This window comes from Chryseobacterium sp. DZ-32, assembly GCF_059587025.1.
In genome coordinates, this window is the sequence record NZ_JCAIOM010000013.1 from 84,090 (window position 1) to 104,866 (window position 20,777).

The 20,777-nt window shown below is 37.3% G+C and carries 18 protein-coding genes; 6 read left to right on the forward strand and 12 right to left on the reverse strand.

Annotated features, from left to right (window positions below; all coding sequences use genetic code 11):
- Positions 1 to 29: 29 nt before the first annotated feature.
- The 3 genes from AC59HC_RS15490 to AC59HC_RS15500 all read right to left on the reverse strand — a co-directional run bounded on the left by AC59HC_RS15490 (position 30) and on the right by AC59HC_RS15500 (position 3,834).
- Complete coding sequence (locus AC59HC_RS15490; RefSeq protein WP_496558948.1) at positions 30 to 926, reverse strand: 3-hydroxyacyl-CoA dehydrogenase; 897 nt, start codon at positions 924 to 926, stop codon at positions 30 to 32.
- 11 nt (positions 927 to 937) lie between these two features.
- Positions 938 to 2,866, reverse strand: a complete 1,929-nt coding sequence (locus tag AC59HC_RS15495; RefSeq protein ID WP_496558949.1) for an oleate hydratase — start codon at positions 2,864 to 2,866, stop codon at positions 938 to 940.
- 89 nt (positions 2,867 to 2,955) lie between these two features.
- Positions 2,956 to 3,834 carry an AraC family transcriptional regulator gene (locus tag AC59HC_RS15500; RefSeq protein WP_120231945.1) on the reverse strand — a complete coding sequence of 293 codons (879 nt, stop codon included), beginning with the start codon at positions 3,832 to 3,834 and terminating at the stop codon, positions 2,956 to 2,958.
- Positions 3,835 to 4,130: 296 nt separating this feature from the next.
- Here AC59HC_RS15500 and AC59HC_RS15505 point away from each other — a divergent pair, with 296 nt between their 5' ends.
- Entirely contained in the window at positions 4,131 to 5,312 is a 1,182-nt protein-coding gene (locus AC59HC_RS15505; protein ID WP_110010204.1) for an MFS transporter, read from the forward strand.
- A 77-nt stretch (positions 5,313 to 5,389) separates the two neighbouring features.
- Here AC59HC_RS15505 and AC59HC_RS15510 read toward each other — a convergent pair whose 3' ends face one another.
- A complete protein-coding gene (locus tag AC59HC_RS15510; protein WP_496558950.1) occupies positions 5,390 to 6,361 on the reverse strand; it encodes a YpdA family putative bacillithiol disulfide reductase in 972 nt (323 codons plus the stop codon).
- A gap of 130 nt (positions 6,362 to 6,491) precedes the next feature.
- Between AC59HC_RS15510 and AC59HC_RS15515 the strand changes: the two genes are divergently transcribed.
- Positions 6,492 to 7,133, forward strand: coding sequence for a hypothetical protein (locus AC59HC_RS15515; protein WP_202838928.1), 642 nt, complete (start codon positions 6,492 to 6,494; stop codon positions 7,131 to 7,133).
- A gap of 54 nt (positions 7,134 to 7,187) precedes the next feature.
- Here the strand turns inward: AC59HC_RS15515 and AC59HC_RS15520 are convergent, their stop codons facing one another.
- From AC59HC_RS15520 to AC59HC_RS15555, 8 genes are all read right to left on the reverse strand, one after another.
- The gene (locus tag AC59HC_RS15520; protein WP_137905740.1) at positions 7,188 to 8,489 is read right to left on the reverse strand and encodes a glycosyltransferase family protein; all 1,302 of its coding nucleotides are present in this window, start codon (positions 8,487 to 8,489) and stop codon (positions 7,188 to 7,190) included.
- An 80-nt stretch (positions 8,490 to 8,569) separates the two neighbouring features.
- Positions 8,570 to 11,110, reverse strand: coding sequence for a YfhO family protein (locus AC59HC_RS15525; RefSeq protein ID WP_496558951.1), 2,541 nt, complete (start codon positions 11,108 to 11,110; stop codon positions 8,570 to 8,572).
- A 31-nt stretch (positions 11,111 to 11,141) separates the two neighbouring features.
- A complete protein-coding gene (locus AC59HC_RS15530; RefSeq protein WP_110010142.1) occupies positions 11,142 to 11,372 on the reverse strand; it encodes a hypothetical protein in 231 nt (76 codons plus the stop codon).
- A 63-nt stretch (positions 11,373 to 11,435) separates the two neighbouring features.
- On the reverse strand, positions 11,436 to 12,485 hold the full coding sequence (locus tag AC59HC_RS15535; protein WP_110010141.1) for a DUF6263 family protein: 1,050 nt from the start codon (positions 12,483 to 12,485) through the stop codon (positions 11,436 to 11,438).
- A gap of 15 nt (positions 12,486 to 12,500) precedes the next feature.
- Positions 12,501 to 13,622 (reverse strand): serine hydrolase domain-containing protein, encoded by a 1,122-nt coding sequence (locus AC59HC_RS15540; protein WP_496558952.1) that lies wholly within the window; start codon positions 13,620 to 13,622, stop codon positions 12,501 to 12,503.
- A 2-nt stretch (positions 13,623 to 13,624) separates the two neighbouring features.
- The gene (gene rlmB, locus AC59HC_RS15545; protein ID WP_062674398.1) at positions 13,625 to 14,374 is read right to left on the reverse strand and encodes a 23S rRNA (guanosine(2251)-2'-O)-methyltransferase RlmB; all 750 of its coding nucleotides are present in this window, start codon (positions 14,372 to 14,374) and stop codon (positions 13,625 to 13,627) included.
- A 113-nt stretch (positions 14,375 to 14,487) separates the two neighbouring features.
- Positions 14,488 to 14,961 (reverse strand): DinB family protein, encoded by a 474-nt coding sequence (locus tag AC59HC_RS15550; protein ID WP_110010139.1) that lies wholly within the window; start codon positions 14,959 to 14,961, stop codon positions 14,488 to 14,490.
- A gap of 248 nt (positions 14,962 to 15,209) precedes the next feature.
- Positions 15,210 to 16,544: a peptide-N-glycosidase F-related protein gene (locus tag AC59HC_RS15555; protein ID WP_429813260.1), complete on the reverse strand. Its 1,335-nt coding sequence runs from the start codon at positions 16,542 to 16,544 to the stop codon at positions 15,210 to 15,212.
- Positions 16,545 to 16,776: 232 nt separating this feature from the next.
- On the opposite strand from AC59HC_RS15555, the gene AC59HC_RS15560 reads away from it, so the two are divergent.
- The 4 genes from AC59HC_RS15560 to AC59HC_RS15575 all read left to right on the forward strand — a co-directional run bounded on the left by AC59HC_RS15560 (position 16,777) and on the right by AC59HC_RS15575 (position 20,753).
- Positions 16,777 to 18,087, forward strand: coding sequence for a hypothetical protein (locus AC59HC_RS15560; RefSeq protein ID WP_496558953.1), 1,311 nt, complete (start codon positions 16,777 to 16,779; stop codon positions 18,085 to 18,087).
- Positions 18,088 to 18,372: 285 nt separating this feature from the next.
- Positions 18,373 to 19,377, forward strand: a complete 1,005-nt coding sequence (locus tag AC59HC_RS15565) for an AAA family ATPase (protein WP_202838932.1) — start codon at positions 18,373 to 18,375, stop codon at positions 19,375 to 19,377.
- Positions 19,377 to 19,835 (forward strand): GNAT family N-acetyltransferase, encoded by a 459-nt coding sequence (locus tag AC59HC_RS15570; RefSeq protein ID WP_343640155.1) that lies wholly within the window; start codon positions 19,377 to 19,379, stop codon positions 19,833 to 19,835. The genes AC59HC_RS15565 and AC59HC_RS15570 overlap by 1 nt, the downstream gene beginning before the upstream one ends.
- A 54-nt stretch (positions 19,836 to 19,889) precedes the next feature.
- The gene (locus AC59HC_RS15575; protein WP_076597442.1) at positions 19,890 to 20,753 is read left to right on the forward strand and encodes a DUF58 domain-containing protein; all 864 of its coding nucleotides are present in this window, start codon (positions 19,890 to 19,892) and stop codon (positions 20,751 to 20,753) included.
- Positions 20,754 to 20,777 lie beyond the last annotated feature (24 nt).

Genomic DNA, 20,777 nt, shown 5'->3' on the forward strand with positions numbered 1-20,777 from the left:
TAATAGCTAAAAATCTGAAATTTAAGATTCTACTTCAGGAAATCCTTGTCCTGATAGGCGGGATTTGGATATTTATAAAATCCTTCCCCGGTCAATACTCCCAGTTTTCCTTTATCAATATATTCTTTTTTTAATTTTTCTACAGCTTTTATCTTTAACGGATCCTGAGTTTCTTCAGCTTCCATCTTATTGATATTATAAGCCGTCGTAATTCCTACAATATCCAGAATACCAAAAGGCCCTGCTGGTGCTCCGGTAGCTACCATCCATGTCTTGTCAATTGTTTCTATATCTGATACTTCATCGACCCAGAGATTGACTGCAGCGCCAAGCAGCGGAACCAATAATGAATTGACAATATACCCGGGTTGTTCCTTCTGGATAGATAGTGCTACCATTCCAATTGCTTTCGCAAATCTGATTACAGAATCAAATACCTCCTGAGAAGTTCCCGGATGCCGCATTACCTCTCCGGTATTGTGCTTCCAGATTTCATTGGCAAAATGGAGGGCTACAAATTTCTCCGGTCTTCCTGTATCCTCAGCAAACTGACTTGGAAGAAGAGTAGAAGAATTCGTTGCAAATACTGTTTTTTCAGGTGCTACCTGAGCCAGTTTATGATAGAATTCCGTTTTGATGGCTGGATCTTCTGGAACAGCTTCTATCAGAAGATCGGCATCCTTTACTGCTTCAGCAAGATCAGATGAATAGCTGATATTTTTGAATGTAGCATCAAGTTGTTCCTGCGTTGCGCTGAGATCTTTTTTGTAAGCTTCACTTAAAGCGGTGAATTTACCTTTGGCTTTTTCCAATACTTCATCATTGATATCATATACGGTAACTTTGAAACCGTGATAGGCCGTTTGGAAAGCGATCTGATATCCCAATACGCCGCTTCCCGCTATCGTTATATTTTTAAAATCCATGAGATTTATTTTTAGTCTTTTACTCCTTTTACCCATTCCTGAAATCTGGTTAAGAAAGATTCATGTTCTTCTTTTTCTTCCGGACGGTTTACAAGGATGTGTTCAAAATAAGTTCCTTTTAATTTTTTTCTTAAAATCCCTTCTCCTAAGAAAGGTTTATAGTCATTCAAAGCCTGGGTAGCTTTTAATAAATGTCGGATGTCATATTGTAACGGATTGATATCCGGCACTTGTTTGTTAAGATTAAGAAGGCTGTAAACAGCTATTCTCGCAGTTCTCACAGAGCTTTCCATAGTGAAGACAACATCGTTATTGGTTTCTACAAACTGTCCTACAAGACCTAAGTTGGTACATCCTTCAGGAACCACTCTCGGACGGTCTCCCATCGCTCTAGGCATAAACATAGACGTGATATATGGCATGAATGCAGTACGTACAATGGTATTTTCAGTGACATTATCCAGCTGATCTGCTATTCCAAGGTGGTAGCAAAGCTCAGCAAGAATCTCGTTTCCGGTACACTGAGGCATTGTTTTTTTGATATAATTACCTTCTTTATCCATCAGTAAAGCATATACCCAAACTACAAGGATGTCATCCGGCTGAGTAGGGAAGTGCGGTTGCCTGTTGCAGGTAAAACTCATTACCCAATTAGAATCTGTAATGGTAATAATACCTCCTGTGGCTGTTCTTCCTGAATAAGGATCATTTACACACAGTTCTTTGAGTTTCTCTGTGAAAGCAGAAGGACGGCAGGTTAAGGTAGCAGACTCCCATGAAGATTTTTCAATGTGGCTACAGAATTTTTCAGGTTTTCCGAATACTTCAGATTTTGCAGCAAGATTTTTCCAAAGCTTCCATCCTGCACTTTGTCCTGCACTGCTGTTGTCTATCGTAACCTCAGGAACGGTATTGTTGTCACCGTAGAACGTACTTTCTGTCATAGATCCGGTAGTTACAATAACGTAGTCGTCTTTACCAACCGGTATTCTTACTTCTTCGCCATTTTGTTCAGTGATAATTCCTTCTACAGTTTTTCCTTCCGTATTAATATGAATATCAAGATCTTTTACCAAAGTATTAAACTGGATCTGCACCCCTTTTTCCACCAGGAAGTTTTTTAATGGAGTTACATACGTGTCGTACTGGTTATATTTGGGGAATACCAGACATGAGAAGTCTTTCATTCCGTCAATGGCATGAAGGAATCTGTGCATATACAGTTTCAGTTCCAGTAAGCTGTGCCAGTTTTCGAAGGCAAACATAGAACGCCAGAAGAACCAGAAATTACTGTTCAGGAAAGATTCAGAAAAATAATCTTCAATCGTAAGATCGTCCAGTTCTTCTTTTTTCTTTAACAGGAGTTTTACAATCGCCAGCTGATCTTTTTTCTCAAGTCCGAATTTGCTGAAATCCTTGATCTGTCCCTGGTTATGAATGAGTCTTGCTTTGGAATAATTCGGGTCGTTGTCATTAACAAGACGGTATTCATCCAATACACTATAAGGAGCAGGCAGTTCCAAAGCAGGAATATCCTGGAACATATCCCATAGATTTTCATAAGTCATATCCATTTCTCTTCCTCCACGGATGATGTAACCGTCTTTTGCGTTACCAGCTCCATCCAAAGATCCGCCTTCCACATTCAGCTGGTCGAGGAAAATAATATTTTTGCCGGGTACACGGCCATCACGGATAAAATAATACGCTGCCGACATGCCGGCAATTCCGCTTCCAACAATATAGATTTTACTGTTTTCGTAAGATTGTAAAGGGATGCCTTTATTACGCTGGTAGTTTCCGATCTGGTCGGAAAAAGGCATCGTCTTTTCAGGAGTGTTAATCTGAACTTCTTTGCTTGAATCCGGTTCGTGGTTTACATTTCCAAACTGCTCAGAGGCATTTAAAACTTTATCGAATTTTGAATTGATCGTACTCATCTTTTATTGTTTTTAATTAACAGTATAAAGGTACCTCTATTCAGAAAGCGATATATATCCCCAAGTTCAGAATTATTATCCCCAAATTCTCATGACTGAATATTTTCTTTAGTTCTGTACTCCGAAGGGGAAAGTGCCGTATGTTTTTTAAAGAAACGGCCGAAAGCTGATGCTGAGTTAAACTGAAGCTCAAAGGCGATCTCCGATATGGTGATTTCAGGGTTTCCAAGCATGACATACGCTTCCTTCAGTAATGCTTCATCAATCACTTCATGAGGTGTTTTTCCGCTTGATTTCTTAATGATTTCGATGAGGTATTTATTGGAAACATGAAGTTGATCCGCATAAAACTGAACCGTTCTTTCCCTGGTGATATTTTCACGGATCAGTTTACTGAATTTGAGATAAAGGTCTTTTTTTCCTTCTTCCTTTTCCGGATTTGCAGCATTTTCCTGTTCCATAATCTCAGCAGTCTCCAGCAGAAGATTGAAAATAATGGTACGGATAATCTCCTCTGTAAATTTTCCCTGCTTTTTCGATTTTTTATCGAGGTAATCCAGAAGATTTTGCAGAAGTGAAGAATTGGTTGCCGTAGTTTTTACAATACTGTATGAGCCTTTGGAGAAAAGATTCATTTTCTCAATGATAAAAGGATTGGAAATATTTTTAATCAGAAAGTTCTTGTCGAAGAACAGCAGTTTCATCGTAAAATCATCACTGGTTTTTCCAAATTTCACAATGGTAGAAGGTGCTGCAATAAGAAAGCTGTCAGCATCTACTTTGTATTTCTGACGGTCTATTTCAATATTGATTTCTCCGGCAGTACATATACATAGTGCATAATAATCCATTCTGAAAGGAGCTTTTGGAAATTCAAAAATGGGTTTTCCGGAAGAAATGTAATAGGATTGGCAGCAGTCAATACTGTAAAAAGATAGCGTATCATGTAAATTTTCGTAGGTTATCATTTTTCAGTATTGGTTAAAATTTTATTATGTTTCTAAGTGAATTTAGTATAAAAGCATCTGTTGTTACTGCAATTTACGATTTTTATAAAAGTTTATTGTTTTTATATAGCAGATAAAACTGTTTTTTAAGATAAAGTTGATTGTCTGTTGAAGGTTATTGATAAAAATAGGGTTTAAACAAAGACTTTTGGGTTATTTTTATCTAATTTTGCACTGTCAAATTTCCCCAAAATATTATTGTGAGATTAATTAACGTATATACGAGTTCTTTCAAAGGACTCTCGCAGGAGAGTTGGATGCTGGCGTTGGTAATGCTCATCAACAGGGCCGGCTCTATGGTACTTCCGTTTCTGGGAGTTTATATGACGAATCATTTGCATTTCAGTATTGAAAATTCCGGAATTGTACTGAGCTTTTTTGGAATAGGTTCGGTTATCGGATCATGGCTTGGAGGTATGATTACGGATAAAATAGGAGAGTACAGGGTGCAGAGTCTGAGTTTGCTGCTCAGCGTTCCTTTATTCTGCTTGATTCCGCTCTTTACTACAGAAGCTGGTCTGGCGGGAATTATTTTAGCCCAAAGTATTGTAAGTGAAACGTTCCGTCCCGCAAACTCGGTGGCGATTACCAAATATGCAAAACCTGAAAATATTACCCGTGCTTTCTCGCTCAATCGTATGGCCGTTAACCTTGGGTTTTCTATTGGTCCTGCACTGGGTGGTATTTTGTCGGCTATTTCTTATGAATTTCTGTTTTTCAGCAATGCATTGGCTGCTTTGCTGGCAGGATTGATGTATATCTGGTTCTTTAAAAACCGGGCGCGATTAGCTAAACTGAAAGCAAAAAAGGTAAAAGAAGCTATTATTATTAAAAAAGAAAGTTCACCCTACCGCGACAGTAAATTCCTTATTTATTGTGTATTCTGTATGCTGTTTTCCATATGTTTCTTCCAGCTGTTCAGTACCCTGACGATATTTTATAAGGATACAGCTCATCTGAGCCAGCAGAATATCGGATATATTCTGGGATACAGCGGTTTTCTGATTGTACTGCTCGAAATGGGACTGGTACAGATTGCTGAGAAGTATTTTACTTTAGCTTTTACTATGCTGATCGGGACTTTCCTGTGTGGTATTTCCTATGCCATGCTCGCTTTCGATTACAGTCTGATTACCCTTGTGCTGTCTATGACATTGCTTTGCGTGGGAGAAATATGGACACTTCCTTTTATGTCAACGATTACGGCATTACGTTCGGGAGAGAACAATAAAGGCGCTTACATGGGACTGAACGGAATGTCATTTTCCATTGCGTTTATTGTAACACCTTATATAGGAACACTGATAGCAGAAAAATTAGGTTTCAATACATTATGGATCGGAACAGGAGTTCTGGCGGCAGTTATCGCTATTGGTTTTTATTTTATCGTTCCATGGATGCTTAAGGATAAAAATAAGGTAGAAAAAGAGATGATATAGCGCTTTTGATTAAAAGCAAAAAGTTTCGGGCAATTTCGTAGAAATTGCCCGAAACTTTTTTTAATATCTGTAATCATTTACGATGAAGATATGGAAAGAATCGAATTAATAATCATATTGGCATGAATCCTTGAATTTTCAATGAACCAAAGGTGAGTATCTTTTCCTCCGCATACCACACCGGCAAGATAGAGGTTGGAAATATTGGTTTCCATGGTTTCAGGATGGTAAAAAGGATTCAGGCAGTCTCCATTGAGTTCTATTCCTGAATTTTTCAGAAAATCAAAATCAGGAAGATAGCCTGTCATGGCCAGTACAAAATCATTGTCAATTTCATGAATAGCTCCGTTTTCATCTTTAAAAACAACAGAATTTTCTTTAATTTCGATCATTTCTGCATTAAAATGAGCTTTAATACTGCCCTCTGCAATTCTGTTTTCAATATCGGGTTTTACCCAATATTTTACACTTTTGGAAATCTCAGCATGACGGACAATCATCGTTACATCAGCTCCTTTTCTGTACGTTTCCAGGGCTGCATCTACAGCAGAATTACTGGAGCCTACCACCACAATTTTCTGCTTTGCGTAAGGGTAAGGTTCCGTATAATAATGCTTAACTTTAGGAAGGTCTTCACCGGGAATATTCATCAGGTTAGGAATATCATAAAACCCCGTAGCGATGACTACATTTTTAGCCTGATAATTTGCTTTGGTGGTTTTGATCTCAAATATCTCATCCTTCTTTGAAACGCTCAGAACTTTTTCATACAGGTTAATATTCAGGCTTTTTTGTCTGGCAATTCCCTGATAGTATTCCAGAGCTTCCTGCCTTCCAGGTTTTGGAGCAGTAGAAATAAAGGGAATCTCATCAATTTCCAGCTTTTCAGCAGTGGAGAAAAAACGCATGTACAAAGGATAATTGTACAATGAATTGACAATAGTTCCCTTTTCTATGATTACATGACTAAGATTGTTTTTTTGAGCTTCAAGGGCGCAGTTCAAACCGATGGGTCCGGCCCCGATAATCAGAATATCCAACATTTCCATCTAACAAATGTACGATGTAATTTTTAAAATGAGAAGCCGAAACCTCTTAATCTTCATCGTCTTTATCTCTTTAGATTATGTATCGCTTGGCATCAGTTTTGGTGTTTTTACCTATTGCAAAATGTAAAATATGAAAAAATTACTGATCGCGGTATTCGTTTTGAGCCTTGTTACAGCCTGTAAAAAAGAGGCCGGGAAACCTGTTCCGAACGAAATAGATTCTATTGCACAAAATAAAACAGACACTGCAGGTACGGTTCAGACCCATGCGGATAAAGAAGCCGCTTTAAAGCTGGCTAATGATGAGGTCTTGAAAGCACTGAAAGATAAAGATTATACTGCTTTTGCCTCCTTCATTCACCCGCAAAAAGGGATCCGTTTTTCAATGTATGCTTTTGTTAATCTGAAAGAAGATAAACATTTTTCTAAAGCAGATTTTGAAAAATACCAGCCTACTAAAACCTTGTTTACATGGGGGAAACAGGATGGTTCAGGAGATCCTTATAAAGCAACCATCAACGATTATCTTGGCAAATGGGTTTTTTCTAAAGACTTTACAGCTTCACAATATTCAGTGAATAAATTTATCGGAGGAGGTAATTCCCTGAATAATTTAAAAGAGATTTATCCTAAAGCTGATTTCACGGAAAATTATATCAAAGGAACCGAAAAATCCGGTAATATGGATTGGAAAACGGTTCGTTTCGTATTTGAAGAATTTGAGGGTAAATACTATCTGATTGCCGTTGTGAATGACCAGTGGACAATATAGAAGTTAGAAGTTAGCGACTGGAATAAACTTCCAGCCTCTAACTTCCTTTCTTTTTTATTTCAAAACTTCAGTCAGCTGTTGAGTAAGATTTTTTCTTGAAAACTGTTCAATATGCTGGGTATTTTCAATAAGGCTGTCATTTTTCCACAGTTCATATTTTTCAAGAATAAACTTTTTAATGTTTTCTGTATCCTGATAACTGAAATGTTTTCCTGCCTGCGTTTCTTCCAGAATTTTTGCGACATCCGCTTTGTCCGGACCGAAAGATAGAATCTGCTTTCCTGAAGCCAGATATTCAAATATTTTTCCGGGGATAATTCCTTTTGAAGCTTCGTTCGGGAAATTGGTAATAAGAAGCATATCCGAGTTTTGCATTTCTTCAACAGCTTTCCCATGGGCAAGATATCCAAGATTCAGAATATGATTTTTCAGACTTGAATTTTCAATGGAGTGGAGGACTTTATCATCTATTCGTCCTACAAATTTCAACTTAAAATCAGCCGCAAATTCAGCATTTTCTTTCACCAGTTCGTCGAGTGCTTTCCAAAGATTTTCAGGGTTTCTCAGCTGTTCCAAAACTCCGATATAGCTTAGCGTAAATGCTTTTTCAATTTGTGAATTTTTATTTTCAACTGCTTTTTTGCTTGAATCGCTTTCATCAAATCCATTCGTAATACAAAATGCATTAGCTCCGGCCTTTCTGAAGTTTTCAGCATCAGTGTAACTTGTAGCCAAAGTGATGTCTGCATTCTTAAATACAGCACTTTCCAGCTGCCGGTGTTTTTTATCTGAACTTTTAGTTAATTTCAGATGTTTGTAGTAGGAAATCTCTGTCCATGGATCACGGAAATCAGCAACCCATTTCAGGTCCGGCATTTTATTTTTAAGCCCTAAACCAATCAGATGCAGAGAGTGTGGCGGACCGGAAGTAACGATGGTGTCTATTTTATTTTCTTTCAGGTATTTTTCCAGAAATGTAACGGATGGTTTTACCCAAAAAACTCTGGCATCAGGAATGAAAAAATTACCTCTTACCCAAATTGAAAGTTTAGATTTCCAACTTTGGTTTTTGCCTACATCAAATTGTCCGGCTTTGAATTTTTTATTGCTCTTATTCAGTTTTTCAGCAAGCTGATAAGGTTCCCAGATTTTGGTTCTTACCATCTCGATATTTTCCGGAATATCTTTCATCAGTGTTTCGTCCAGCAATGGATAGCTTGGATTTTCCGGAGTATAGATGATCGGTTTCCAACCAAAATCAGGTAGATATTTTGCAAACTTCAGCCATCTTTGAACACCAGGACCTCCCGCAGGAGGCCAGTAATAGGTGATAATCAATATTTTCTTCTGTTCCATTTTTTACTTAATGGTCTTTGTCATTCTGAACCAAGCGTAGCGCAGTGAAGAATCTCATTGCGCAACACTATTTATATTGTTTAAGCATTCTGTTCAGCTACAATCTCTTTTTTCTTGTTCTTATTCATCCAGAAAAGCCCAAATGCAGCCAACAGGATAAATAATCCGAATGAAAAAAGAGAAAGCCATTTTCCTTTTTCAATCACTTCAGGTTCAAAAACCATTCTGATATGGTGGTTTCCTGCTGGAACATGTACGGCACGAAGCAAATAATCTGCTTTGATATAAGGAACTTCTTTCTCATCTACTAACACTTTCCATCCATGAGGATAATAAACTTCAGAGAATACGGCCAATTGAGGTGTTTTCGACTGAGATTTAAATTCAAGTTCGTTAGGCTGATATTTCGTAAGAGTGATAAATGCTGTAGAATCTGCCTGAACAGGTTTGTTATCAAAATATGATTTGTCAGATGAAGCAATGACAGCTGTTTTCTTGTTGTCAATAGTCCCGATCGCTTTTATTTCCTGATTAGGAGTATCTACAAATTTTAAATCGCTTACAAACCATGCATTGCCATTAGCTTTAGGATTAGGAACAACCTGTGGCTGCTCAGGACCTCCGAAAACCATGTATTTGGTATTCAACAGGTTTAATACATTAGGTGTTTTTATACTATCAATACTATTGATGTATTCATTCAGTACATCGTCATATCTTCTTAATTTTACAGCGTGATAACCGCCGATGGAAGCCTTAAAATAAGAGGTATTGGTTTCGCTGGTAACTCCTAATGTCTGGTTGTAAATTCTGTAGTGTGTTTTGTCTTTCTCAGCAATAGTCTCCAATGTTTTGTTGATGTTGACATTGGATAAAATAGATTCAAGATTTGGATTTCCCTGCACTTTTTCAGCCAACAGGTCTGAACTTTCAGTCTGGAAAGGATTTTCAGCGAAGATTTTATCAACATAGTTTTCATCGTTTAAGTAACGTTTGTTTACCGACCAAAGATCAAATAAACTTACAAGCCCAATCACTACCAAAGCAATATTCTGATTAAGCTTTTTCTTTAAAGTTAAGAATAGAGCTGCCGCAGTAATCGCTACATAAATGAATGCTTTTATGGCATCTATTCTGAATAATTTATATCTTTCATCTACAAGATAATCAAGCAGGAAAGGAGGGAAGTAGGTTTTCTCGTTTTCTGTAGCAAAACCTAACAATGATTTTCCAAAGATTAAAAGAATCAATAAAAATCCTAACGTTCCACCTCCTACATACATCAGAATTTTCTGCTTATACTCTTCAGTCAACTTTTCATCTGTAAAGAATCTGTATAATCCCAAAATGGCAATTAATGGGAATAATAACTCTACTACCACTAAGATTGAAGAAGGAGCTCTGAATTTATTATAGAACGGTACATAATCGATAAAGAAATCCGATAATGGCATAAAGTTACTTCCCCAGGCCAGTAAAATAGTCAGAATGGAAGCTCCTAAAATCCAGTAACGGTATTTTTTCGAGGCAAAAAAGAATCCTAATAAAGCAAGAAAACAAACAATTGCTCCCTGATAGGCAGGTCCTGAAGTTCCCGGCTGGTCTCCCCAGTAAGTAACCCCGCTAAAACCTTTGGAAATTCTGTCCATTTCAGTCTGTGAACCTACATTTTCCTGCACCAGCTCCTGAACTCTGTTCATGATTTCTTTTCCTTCAGGTTCCTGGCTTCCGCCTCCCATTAATCTTGGAATAAAAAGGTTTAAAGTTTCCAGTTGCCCGTAGCTCCACATCAGCATACTTTCTTTGTCCATTCCGGATTTTCCTGAAGTATGGCTGTCGTTATTTAAAATCTGCTTTCCACGAACCGTTTCTTTTACATATTCTGAATTGGCCATGATTCTTTGTGAATTCATTCCAACCCCGATAACACATGACGCTGCGATAATCCCTGATGAAATAAGGAAGTGCTTCATCGGTGTCTTTTTCTGGATGGCTCTGATCAATTCAGAAAGGAATAAGAATCCTAACGCAATGAACAGATAATAGGTCATTTGTGGGTGGTTTGCAGCAATTTGAAGACCCATAAAAAGGGTAGTGACAATGAACCCCCAGATGTATTGTTTCCTGATATACACCAGTAAAATTCCGGCTAACAGCGGTGCGAAATATTCAATGGTATTTACTTTACCATTATGTCCGGCTGCAATAATGATATAAAAATAGGTGGAAAGTCCGAAGAAAGTAGCTCCCAAAAGAGCATATTTCCAGTTTCTGACCACTACCATTCCCAAAAGGAAAAAACCTGCAAACAGCAGGAAGAGATAATTAACCGGCCTTGGCAGGAAATTCAGATTGCTGTCTATTTTTTTGATGATATCACCTTTGAACTGGCTTCCCATCTGATAAGTCGGCATTCCCCCAAACATGGAGTCACTCCAATAGGTTTCATTTCCGGTATTGGCTCTGTAGTCAAGCAGTTCTTTTGCTCCTCCTCTGTACTGTACAATATCATGCTGGAAAAGCTGTTTCCCTGAAAATACAGGAGTGGAATATAAAAATGCTAAAACTATAAATACTACTAATGAAATTGCAATATAAATTAAGTTTTTATTTTTTGCCATGCTGGTTATTATCTTTTATTTCTTGGAATTTTTACCTTTTGTCATTACTCTCTTTCACCTCTTCGTAGTCTACCGTTTCTGCATCCCACTTAAGGTTCTTTTTGTTATTCTTATTCGAGTTGTTGATGTCCTGCTGCCCGTTGTTTTGATTATTGTTATTAAAACGGTAACTATAGAATGTCTTAAAGAAAATTCTTTTCAGAATATTCCAGACAAAGAAAATAATAATGGCAGTGAGTACTAACTCAAGAATGTACTTCATAATTTTTTTGTTTAAAGTTCAGGGTTTAAGATGTAAACTTTAAACCCTGAATGTTTATTCAAGTTATTTAGCAGATGGGTTTACCATTACCGAAGAATTGGAAATACTTTTCATAGACTGAGACTGTTTTCCATCGGAAATGGTTTCTATCTGAGTTGTTTTTACGTTGATATTCTGGTTGGTAATCCATCCCGTGCTTTCGTCAAACTTAATGGTTCCGTTCTGAACAAGCTCACTGCTCAGGCTGTGTGTGATAGGTCCTTGAGTTTTCTTTTCTGTTTTTTTGGGAATACCTCCGGTTACTGCAATTTCTGCAGCTCCGTTTCCTAAGCTTTTCATTACATAATTAGAGGTTACTTTAACAGCTCCGCTGGCGTCAGCATTTTCAGAAGTTGACCATTTTTCTCCGATTTTAACTCCTTTTTTAGGAATAATCATCAGGTTTTTATGGAACTGGTCTTTCAGTACTTTTTCGTTGAAAGACTGCTTAAGGCTTGCTACTACGCTTGCTTTTTCATTGGCATCTTTGATAAGTGTACCAACTGCGTTACCTACTTTTGTGTAAACAGCATCAAATCCTGTAATAGAAATTACATTCCCTTTTGTATCCATCTTCATCTGAAGTTTGTTTCCGGTAAGCGCTTTGTTTACATTCCAGATCATTTTAAGATCATCTTCTTTAGGAAGAGGAAGTTTGGTGTCTACTACTACCGTTTTTCCCTGTGCCGACTGAGAACTTCTCTTTGCTACAAGGTTAAGCGTCATTTCATATACGTTTCCTTTGATGTCATCCACTACAAAATTCATCTCATCTGTAGATTCGCTGGTAGCGGTGATGGATTTCCCCTGAGGGTCAGTCATAGTCTTCACATCTCTCTGATAAGTGGTAAGAGGATATGTTTTACCTTTTTCCAGCTTGAAAGTCTGTGTAATAACTCCCGCAGAATCTTTGATAGCAGGGTTTTCTGAAACTTTCGCTACAGAATCAGCAGGAACTTCTACCGTTACTGTTTTTCCGGTTTTAGGATCTACTTTCGTTATTTTTGCTGTTTCTTTTTTACAAGATACAAGAGCTATTGATGATATAAGCGCAAGCGCTGCAATATTCTTCATTCGATTTTTTTAACTTTATTTTTTACTACTGTTTCTTAATATATTATCTGCGATGTCGTGCAGTTTTCCCTGAGATTCTCCATCCGATTCATTGGAAAGTACTACGACTCCCATGTTTTTTGATGGATATATCTGAAGAACACTTGAAAAACCAAATGTACCTCCTGTATGATAAACGGTTTGAGTTCCATCTTCATAGGTGTGCAATCTCCAATATAATCCAATAGCATCTCCTTCACTTTTTACAAAAAGAGTATGGGATGCTTTCACATATTTATTGTTCTCATCCAGATGATACTGCATGTATTTCACAAGATCTCCTGTAGTAGAAATGATTCCTCCTGCAGGAGCAAAAATGGTTGTGAAATTTCTGGGCATTATCTTTCCTTTTTCGTTATAACGAGTCAATAGCTGTGCAGAATTCGTACCAATAATAGTATGATTCATTTTCAGAGGCTTTGTGATATACTCTGAAAGCAGGTTTTCATAGCTTGTATGATATACTTTTTCCAGGATATCCCCGGCAATCTGTGTTCCGACATTGGAATATTTATATTCTGTTCCGGGTACAAAATCCACTTTAGCCTGATGAAGATCCTCATAAAAATTCTTTTTTGAATAGTTTTTATAAAAATCCGACAATGCGAGGGCAACAGAGTCCATCGGTTTTTTGAATGTTTCAGACTGATCCGGTAAAAACTGAGGCAATCCTGATGAATGATTGGTTAGATTACCGATTGTTATCGGGTGCTTTTCAAATTCAAGATTAGGATAATTTCCATCCAGATATTTCCGGATATCATCATCCATTTTGATTTTACCATCTACTAAAGCATGAGCCAGAAGTGTTCCGGTAAAGGTCTTTGTGATGGATGCAATCTCATATGGACTTTGGGAGGTTGGAAGTTCTGATTTCCCTATTTCTGTTGTCCCATAATTATAAAAATAACTTTTACCATCTTTAAAAATGCCTATTGAAATTCCTACACGTGCAGGATCCTGCATATAAGCAACAGCTTCTTTCTGAACCATCTTATCAAGATCAGTGGCAAGACAGTTGTCTGTTGCTGTTTTTTTTGTCTGGGCATTAAAAGCCAACGGGACAAAAAATAAAGGTAAAAGTGATTGTATTTTCATGGTTATGGATTAGGTATCACGGACATTTTCTGTCTTACCGCTTCATACAAAATCGCTCCACATGCTACAGAAACATTCAGGGATTGTGTTTTTCCTTCAATAGGAAGTTTTATTTTTTCATCAGCATGATGCAATACTTCTTTAGAAATTCCGGTTTCCTCATTTCCCATAACGATAGCACATGGCTCAGTCATATTAACATCATAGATTAACTTCTGCGCTTTTTCGCTGGCTGCATATACGGAAATTCCGCTTTGCTGAAGGAAGTCTACCGTGTGGGCAAGATTGTTTTCCTTACATATTTTGATATTATAGATCGCTCCGGCAGAAGTTTTTATCGCATCGGAATTGATAGGAGCAGCTCCTTTTTCAGGAATAATAACTGCATCTATTCCTACGCATTCCGCTGTTCTGCAGATGGCTCCAAAGTTTCTTACATCGGTAAGTCTGTCCAGAATTAAAAGGAAAGGTGTTTTTCCCTGTTCGAATAACTGTGGAACAATATCCTCCACTTTATGAAACGGTACGTCCGAAATAAAAGCAACCACACCCTGGTGGTTCTTTCTTGTAAAACGGTTCAGTTTTTCAACCGGAACATAATTGGGACGGATTTTATTTTTCGCTAAAATGGCTTTTAATTCAGCATAAATAGGACCCTGAAGTGCATTCTGCACAAAGATCTTGTCAATCGTTTTTCCCGCTTCAATTGCTTCAATCACGGGACGCAGCCCGAAAATAAAATCGTCTTTCATTGAAAATGTATTATATAGTTATAGAGTGAATGGTCAATCGTGAATTTTACTTTGTAAGTCAATTGGTTGGATGCCTATTCACTTCTGACCATTGACTTGCGTAGCAAGATTCATTATCTCCCTTTCTCTCCTAAAATTGCTCTTTTTTGTGCCATCACATATCCATAGTGAAGGGTTTCGTGCATATTGTTGAAGATGATGGCATCCTGAATGCTTTTCAGATCCATTCCGAAACTTGTGGTGTAAGGAGTGTAGTCTGAGAAGAAATCACTGTCATAATCCTTCATTAAAATCTTTGAAGTTTCGGTAAGTAAAAATTCTAAATCTTCCACTTCTGATTTCTGAACATTTAAGTTGGGCAAAGTCCCTTTCTTGTATGTTTCAATCCAATACTTATCTATACGGAAAGGATTTCCGCTCAGGTAATAGTGCAGTAGCTGCTGTGTGGCAACAGTATGGGCAATATTCCAGTAAATATTGTTGTTGAAACCATCCGGAATCAGGATCAGATCTTCATGAGAGGTATTCTGAAGGATATCTAAAAGGTTCTTTCTAACCTGTCTGTGTGCTTGAAAATGATAATTCATTTTGCAAAATTTTTAATCACCAAAAATAGTTTAATAAACTGGAAATGACAATTTTTTTGGGTAGAGGATTAAAGTTAAAATTTTTTAACTATTTGAAAAAAGAGCAAATTAAGGTTGTTCTTTGGCTAATTTTTATTGATAACAGAGTGTTTTAGATGTGTATTAATATGTGATAATTAATGAAAAACCTCCCGTGAAAAGCTTCAGGGAGGGTATGTTTTCATTATTTCTGAAAAATCTGCCCGCAATTATTTTTTGATTATTTTGTGGGTAAAGGTCGTTCCGTCTTTTAAAACAATATGTAGAAAATAAACCCCTGTGCTGTATGACGAAAGATTTATTTTGTTTTCGTTATAAGTTTCGGAAAGTTTTCGGCCTTCTGTATTAAAAACACTGATTGAATTGACTTCTGCTTTTGATTTTACATTGACAAAGTCCGTAGTAGGATTGGGATATATGTTCACGTCAACTGTTCTGATATCTTTTGCATTCAGTGCTGTATTGCTCTTCCCCTGCATATAAACCGATAACCTTACTTCTCCCTGCTGTTGGTTGAAAACGGCAGTTGGAATTGTGTGTTTCAAGGTGTGATTCCCCGCAGTTAAGCTCGGTAATGTAAATTTTCTGATGGGAACAGAATTTCCCGGACACCAGTTATTCCATGAAGTCCAGTCAGCAAAAGTTTTAGGAGTAGAACCATAGATTCCGTTTCCTTGAGTATTGTATACACGGTACGGTTCACATGAAATACCTCCTGGAGTATAGGTGAGAACCTGTACATCATCTATATAGGTATAGTTTTGTCTTCTGACATATTCTTCACCGCCACTGTTGGCCCCATGGGGAGTAGAAATTACAAAAAAACGGGCATTTGTAACAGGGCTTGGCAGATTAAAAGTAACAATTCTAACCGTTTCTCCGGTAACATCGGTGCTGTTGTAGTTATTAAGACTGCTGTAAGTTAGAAGAGGTAAAAGATTATTGCTGTCTGTAGGTGCTGCTCCTGTATCCGTTGAGAAAAAAGTAAGGGTGCCTGAAAAAACATCAGTTCTGTTTGTGCAGCCTGAAACCTGAGTCTGTGCTGCATAAGGAACCCCGAAAACATCCAGTTCCATATACAGATCGTACATGCCACGCAATGTTGTATCATGAAATATGCTGTACAAATTGCTGACATCATAGGTGTAAGGAACTTCAGAGGGTGTTTTGTTTTTATTCATAAAAGGAGTAATATATCTGCCTACTTCTATTCTTTTGACATTAGAATCATTGATGGTGTAAATAGATTGGTTTTTAGGTACCATTGCTAAAAAGACTTCTCCGAGACGGTCATAATTGTCACACAATGCAGCGATTGTTACCCGCATCGCAATCTTAGCTTTGAAAGAGTCTAGTTCTGCGTCAGTAAGCTTTCTGGTGTACCTGGAGTTATTCAATCTGGTCAAACCCACGGGCGTAGGATTGGATACCGTAGCTGCATAGCCATCATAGTAGACAGCATCAGAAATTATATTGGTCATGGTCGTTTGGGCGAAAACGAAATTGGCAATGAAAAAACTGCAAAAGGATAGCTTTTTATACATAGTATTGATGTTTAGTGTAAATGTATTAAATATTTATTAAAATCAAATTTAATTTATCTTATTTTGTGTAATTGTCTTGTATTATTGTTAAATGTTTATTGTTTTTAAATTTTAGTTTGTTTTTGTTTAAATTATTTCTTAGTATAGGGTTATGTGATGAAATATATTTATTATTGGTGTAATCAAAGTATTTATTATTAAATTAGCACTATATTTTACCTAAATGTTATTAATGATGAAAAGAATTTTACTTTTAGCTTTATTTTTTATATTTGCGATAATGGATGCGCAAATCAATATCAATATTGGTAGTTCAAATGTTGGTGTTGCTCCGGTAAGCAGTTTTTTTTCCTATTCCTATGTACAGCAGATATATCGTAAACAGGAATTAAATGCCAGTACGGCAGGTTCTATTACCGGCCTTACATTTTATGTGGATTCTTCCTCTACTATTACTGAATCTTCAAACTGGACCGTATATCTCGGGCATACTTCAAAAACAGTCTTTTCTTCCGGCACAGACTGGATTCCTGCTTCGCAACTGACACAGGTATTTACGGGAGCTGTCACCAAAAACAATAATAAAGTCGAAGTTGTTTTTACTACGCCATTTACTTATAATAATGTTGATAATTTAGTTGTTGCAGCAAAAGAAAACTCTCCGAATATTGATATTAATAATTTTGATGAAGCTTTCCATGTCTATCCTCATTTTCCATATTCAACACTGTACTATAAAGGAGACCGCGCTGTAGTGGATATTGCATCTCCTCCTGGAGGAATAAGTGCAGATTATAAATCAGCAGTTACAATTTCAGGTCTTACACCAAATGTCAGCCCTGCCTGTCCTTTTGTTATTTATCCTGTAAATAATGCTCAAAACGTTTCTCTATTTCCTGATTTCAACTGGTATCCTGTTTCAGGTGCTGCATCCTACAAAGTTTCAGTGGGGACAAGTTCAGGAAGTTCAGATATTATTAATCAGCAGATCGTATCCGGAAATAGCTTTACCCCTTCTGCAGCTCTTCCGGCCGGAACAACTTGCTATTTAAGAATAACATCAGTTTCAGGAGGTATTGAATCTTCAGGATGTTCAGAACTTGTTTTTAAAACTGTTCCTCCAATACCTGTAAATGACGCATGTGCGGGAGCATTGCTGGCATCAGTATTTCCTTACACCTACACTCAGAATGATGCTATATCTACAACTAATAATGCCGGAAATATAACGGTATGTACAAGTAGTGGAGATGCAGGAATGAATGATGGTACATGGTTTAAGTTTACGGGTGATGGCAGTCAGTATACGATTAAGGTGACTATGCCTTCCGGAAGTAGCTATGATCCGCAGATAGCTGTATATAGTGGCAGCTGCAGTAATCTGTCATGTACAGGAACTGTAGATACTGGTGGCAATGGTACAGCAGAAACCCTTACTATTACCACTACGGGAGGAACTGATTATTTTATAAATGTCGGTGCTTATGAAGATACTACTGATGCTCCTGAAAATATATTTACCATTACTATAACCAAGCTTTAAATACTAAGAAACAGCTCTTGATTGATAATTTAGACAAACAATTAAAAAAATGTTGCAGAAGTAATTTGTGACATTTTTTTTCGATAATATGAAAAAAATAAAGAATGGTTTAATAGTAATAATTTGAATTTCTGGATTTATATATAGATAAGAAATACAGTATTATAGCATTGAAAATATTGTTAATGCCGGATTTTTTAACAAACTTTAACTCAAAAATGGCATTTATTATGTTGATTAATGCAAGTATTTATCAGAAATTTACCACTTATTTTAAATCGAGCTATGTCAGAGATATATCAAGCTGAAGATATCCGCCAATTGACGGAAAAAGTAAAAGAAAAAAACTACTTATTTACTCTTCTGAGACAGGAAATCAACAAAGTTATTATTGGGCAGGAATACATGGTAGACCGTCTTTTGGTAGGGCTTTTGGGAAACGGACACGTTCTTCTTGAAGGAGTACCGGGACTGGCTAAAACCTTAGCGATAAAAACATTGGCAGATGCTGTTCATGGAGATTTTTCAAGGATTCAGTTTACACCGGATTTACTTCCTGCAGACGTAGTGGGAACGATGATTTTCAATATCAAAGACAATGATTTTTCTATAAAAAAAGGGCCGGTATTTGCGAATTTTGTTTTGGCGGACGAGATCAACCGTGCGCCGGCAAAAGTACAGTCAGCGCTTCTGGAGGTCATGCAGGAAAAACAGGTGACGATTGGTGACGAAACCATGAAGCTTCCAAAACCGTTCCTGGTATTGGCGACACAAAACCCTATTGACCAGGAAGGAACTTACCTGCTTCCTGAAGCACAAAGCGACCGTTTTATGCTGAAGTGTACCATAGATTATCCTGCTTTTGAAGATGAAAGACAGGTGATGAGAATGGTTTCAACCTCACACCAGCCAACGGTTAAGCCTGTAATCTCCCTTCAGGATATTGTAGATGCAAAAGAACTGATCAATCAGATTTATCTCGACGAGAAAATTGAAAAATATATCCTGGATATGGTGTTCGCAACACGTTATCCGGAAAATTACGGTCTTTCTGAACTTAAAAATTATATCAGCTTCGGAGCTTCTCCAAGAGCATCCATCAACCTTGCTATTGCTTCAAGAGCCTACGCCTTCTTAAAAGGAAGAGCATTTGTCATTCCGGAAGATGTAAAAGCATTGGCAAAAGATGTATTGAGACACAGAATGGGATTGACCTTTGAAGCAGAAGCGGAAGAGATCACAACTGAGGAAATTATCAATAGAATTTTAGCAAAAATACAGGCACCATAATGAGTGATGTGATCATAAGAAAAGCAGTTCAGCAGGACTGTGCTGCTATGCTGGATTTGATAAAAGAATTGGCAGAATATGAAAAAGCACTGCATGAAGTAACCGTGACTTTAGAGGATTTTACTCAGGATGGTTTTGGTACTTCTCCTGTTTGGGGAGCTTTTGTAGCGGAATATGAAGGAAAAATAGTTGGAATATCCCTGTATTACGACAGATATTCAACCTGGAAAGGAAGAAGGCTGTATCTTGAAGATCTTGTAGTAACTGAAAAGCTAAGAGGAAAGCAGATTGGAAAAAAATTATTTGATGCAACACTGGAATATGGTCAAACCAATAATTACAGTGGAATGGTGTTTCAGGTATTAAACTGGAATGAGCCAGCCATCAATTTTTATAAAAAATACAACACAAAGTTTGATAATGAGTGGTCGAACGTATCCATTGAGTTTAATGACTAACCCAAAACCCGGATTCCGAAACTAGAACATTAAACTTTGAATTTGAATTCGTCTATGCAGATAAAAGATATTGTAAAAAAAGTAAAGCAGATTGAAATCCGTACCAGAAAAAAGACGGAGGCTGCTTTGATGGGGCAATATCACAGCGCTTTTAAAGGACAGGGGATGACTTTCTCTGAAGTTCGTCCTTATCAGTTTGGAGATGAGATCAGAAGAATCGACTGGAATAAAACCGCACGTTTCCGTGAACCATTCGTAAAAGTAATGGAAGAAGAAAGGGAACTGACAATGATGATTCTTGTGGATATTTCCGCTTCCATGGATTATGGAACAAAAGTCCAGCTGAAAAGGGAATATGTAGCTGAAATTGCCGCCAGTTTAGGATTTTCAGCAGCTGGTAATAATGATAAAGTAGGATTGATCCTGTTTGCTGATAAAGTATATAAAGTCATTCCTCCTCAAAAAGGAAGAAAACACATTCTTTCCATTATCAGTAATATTCTCACTGCAGATTATGTTCCGGCAGAATCTAAAATAGACAAGGCAATGGAATATATGATGGGAATTTTTAAAAGAAAATCTCTGGTATTTCTGTTTTCAGATTTTGAGGATGCCTATGACTCCAAAATGCTGAGAGTAGCTTCAAAGAAACATCAGTTGCTGGGAATGAGGATTTATGATGAAAAAGATAATGAAATCCCTGACGTTGGGTATGCCCGATTACTTGATGTAGAAACCGGAAAAGAGATCTGGGCCAATACTTCCAGTGCAAGATGGCGGTATACCTTCGCAGAAGCTCAAAAACAAAAACTCAGAGCGCTGGAAGAAGACTTTGCCAACAGCTCTGCCAGTTTTATGAATATCAATACCGGTTCGGATTATTCAAAATTATTGTATAATTACTTTCAGAAAAAATAACATCGGGCTGAGCCCGTAACTTAA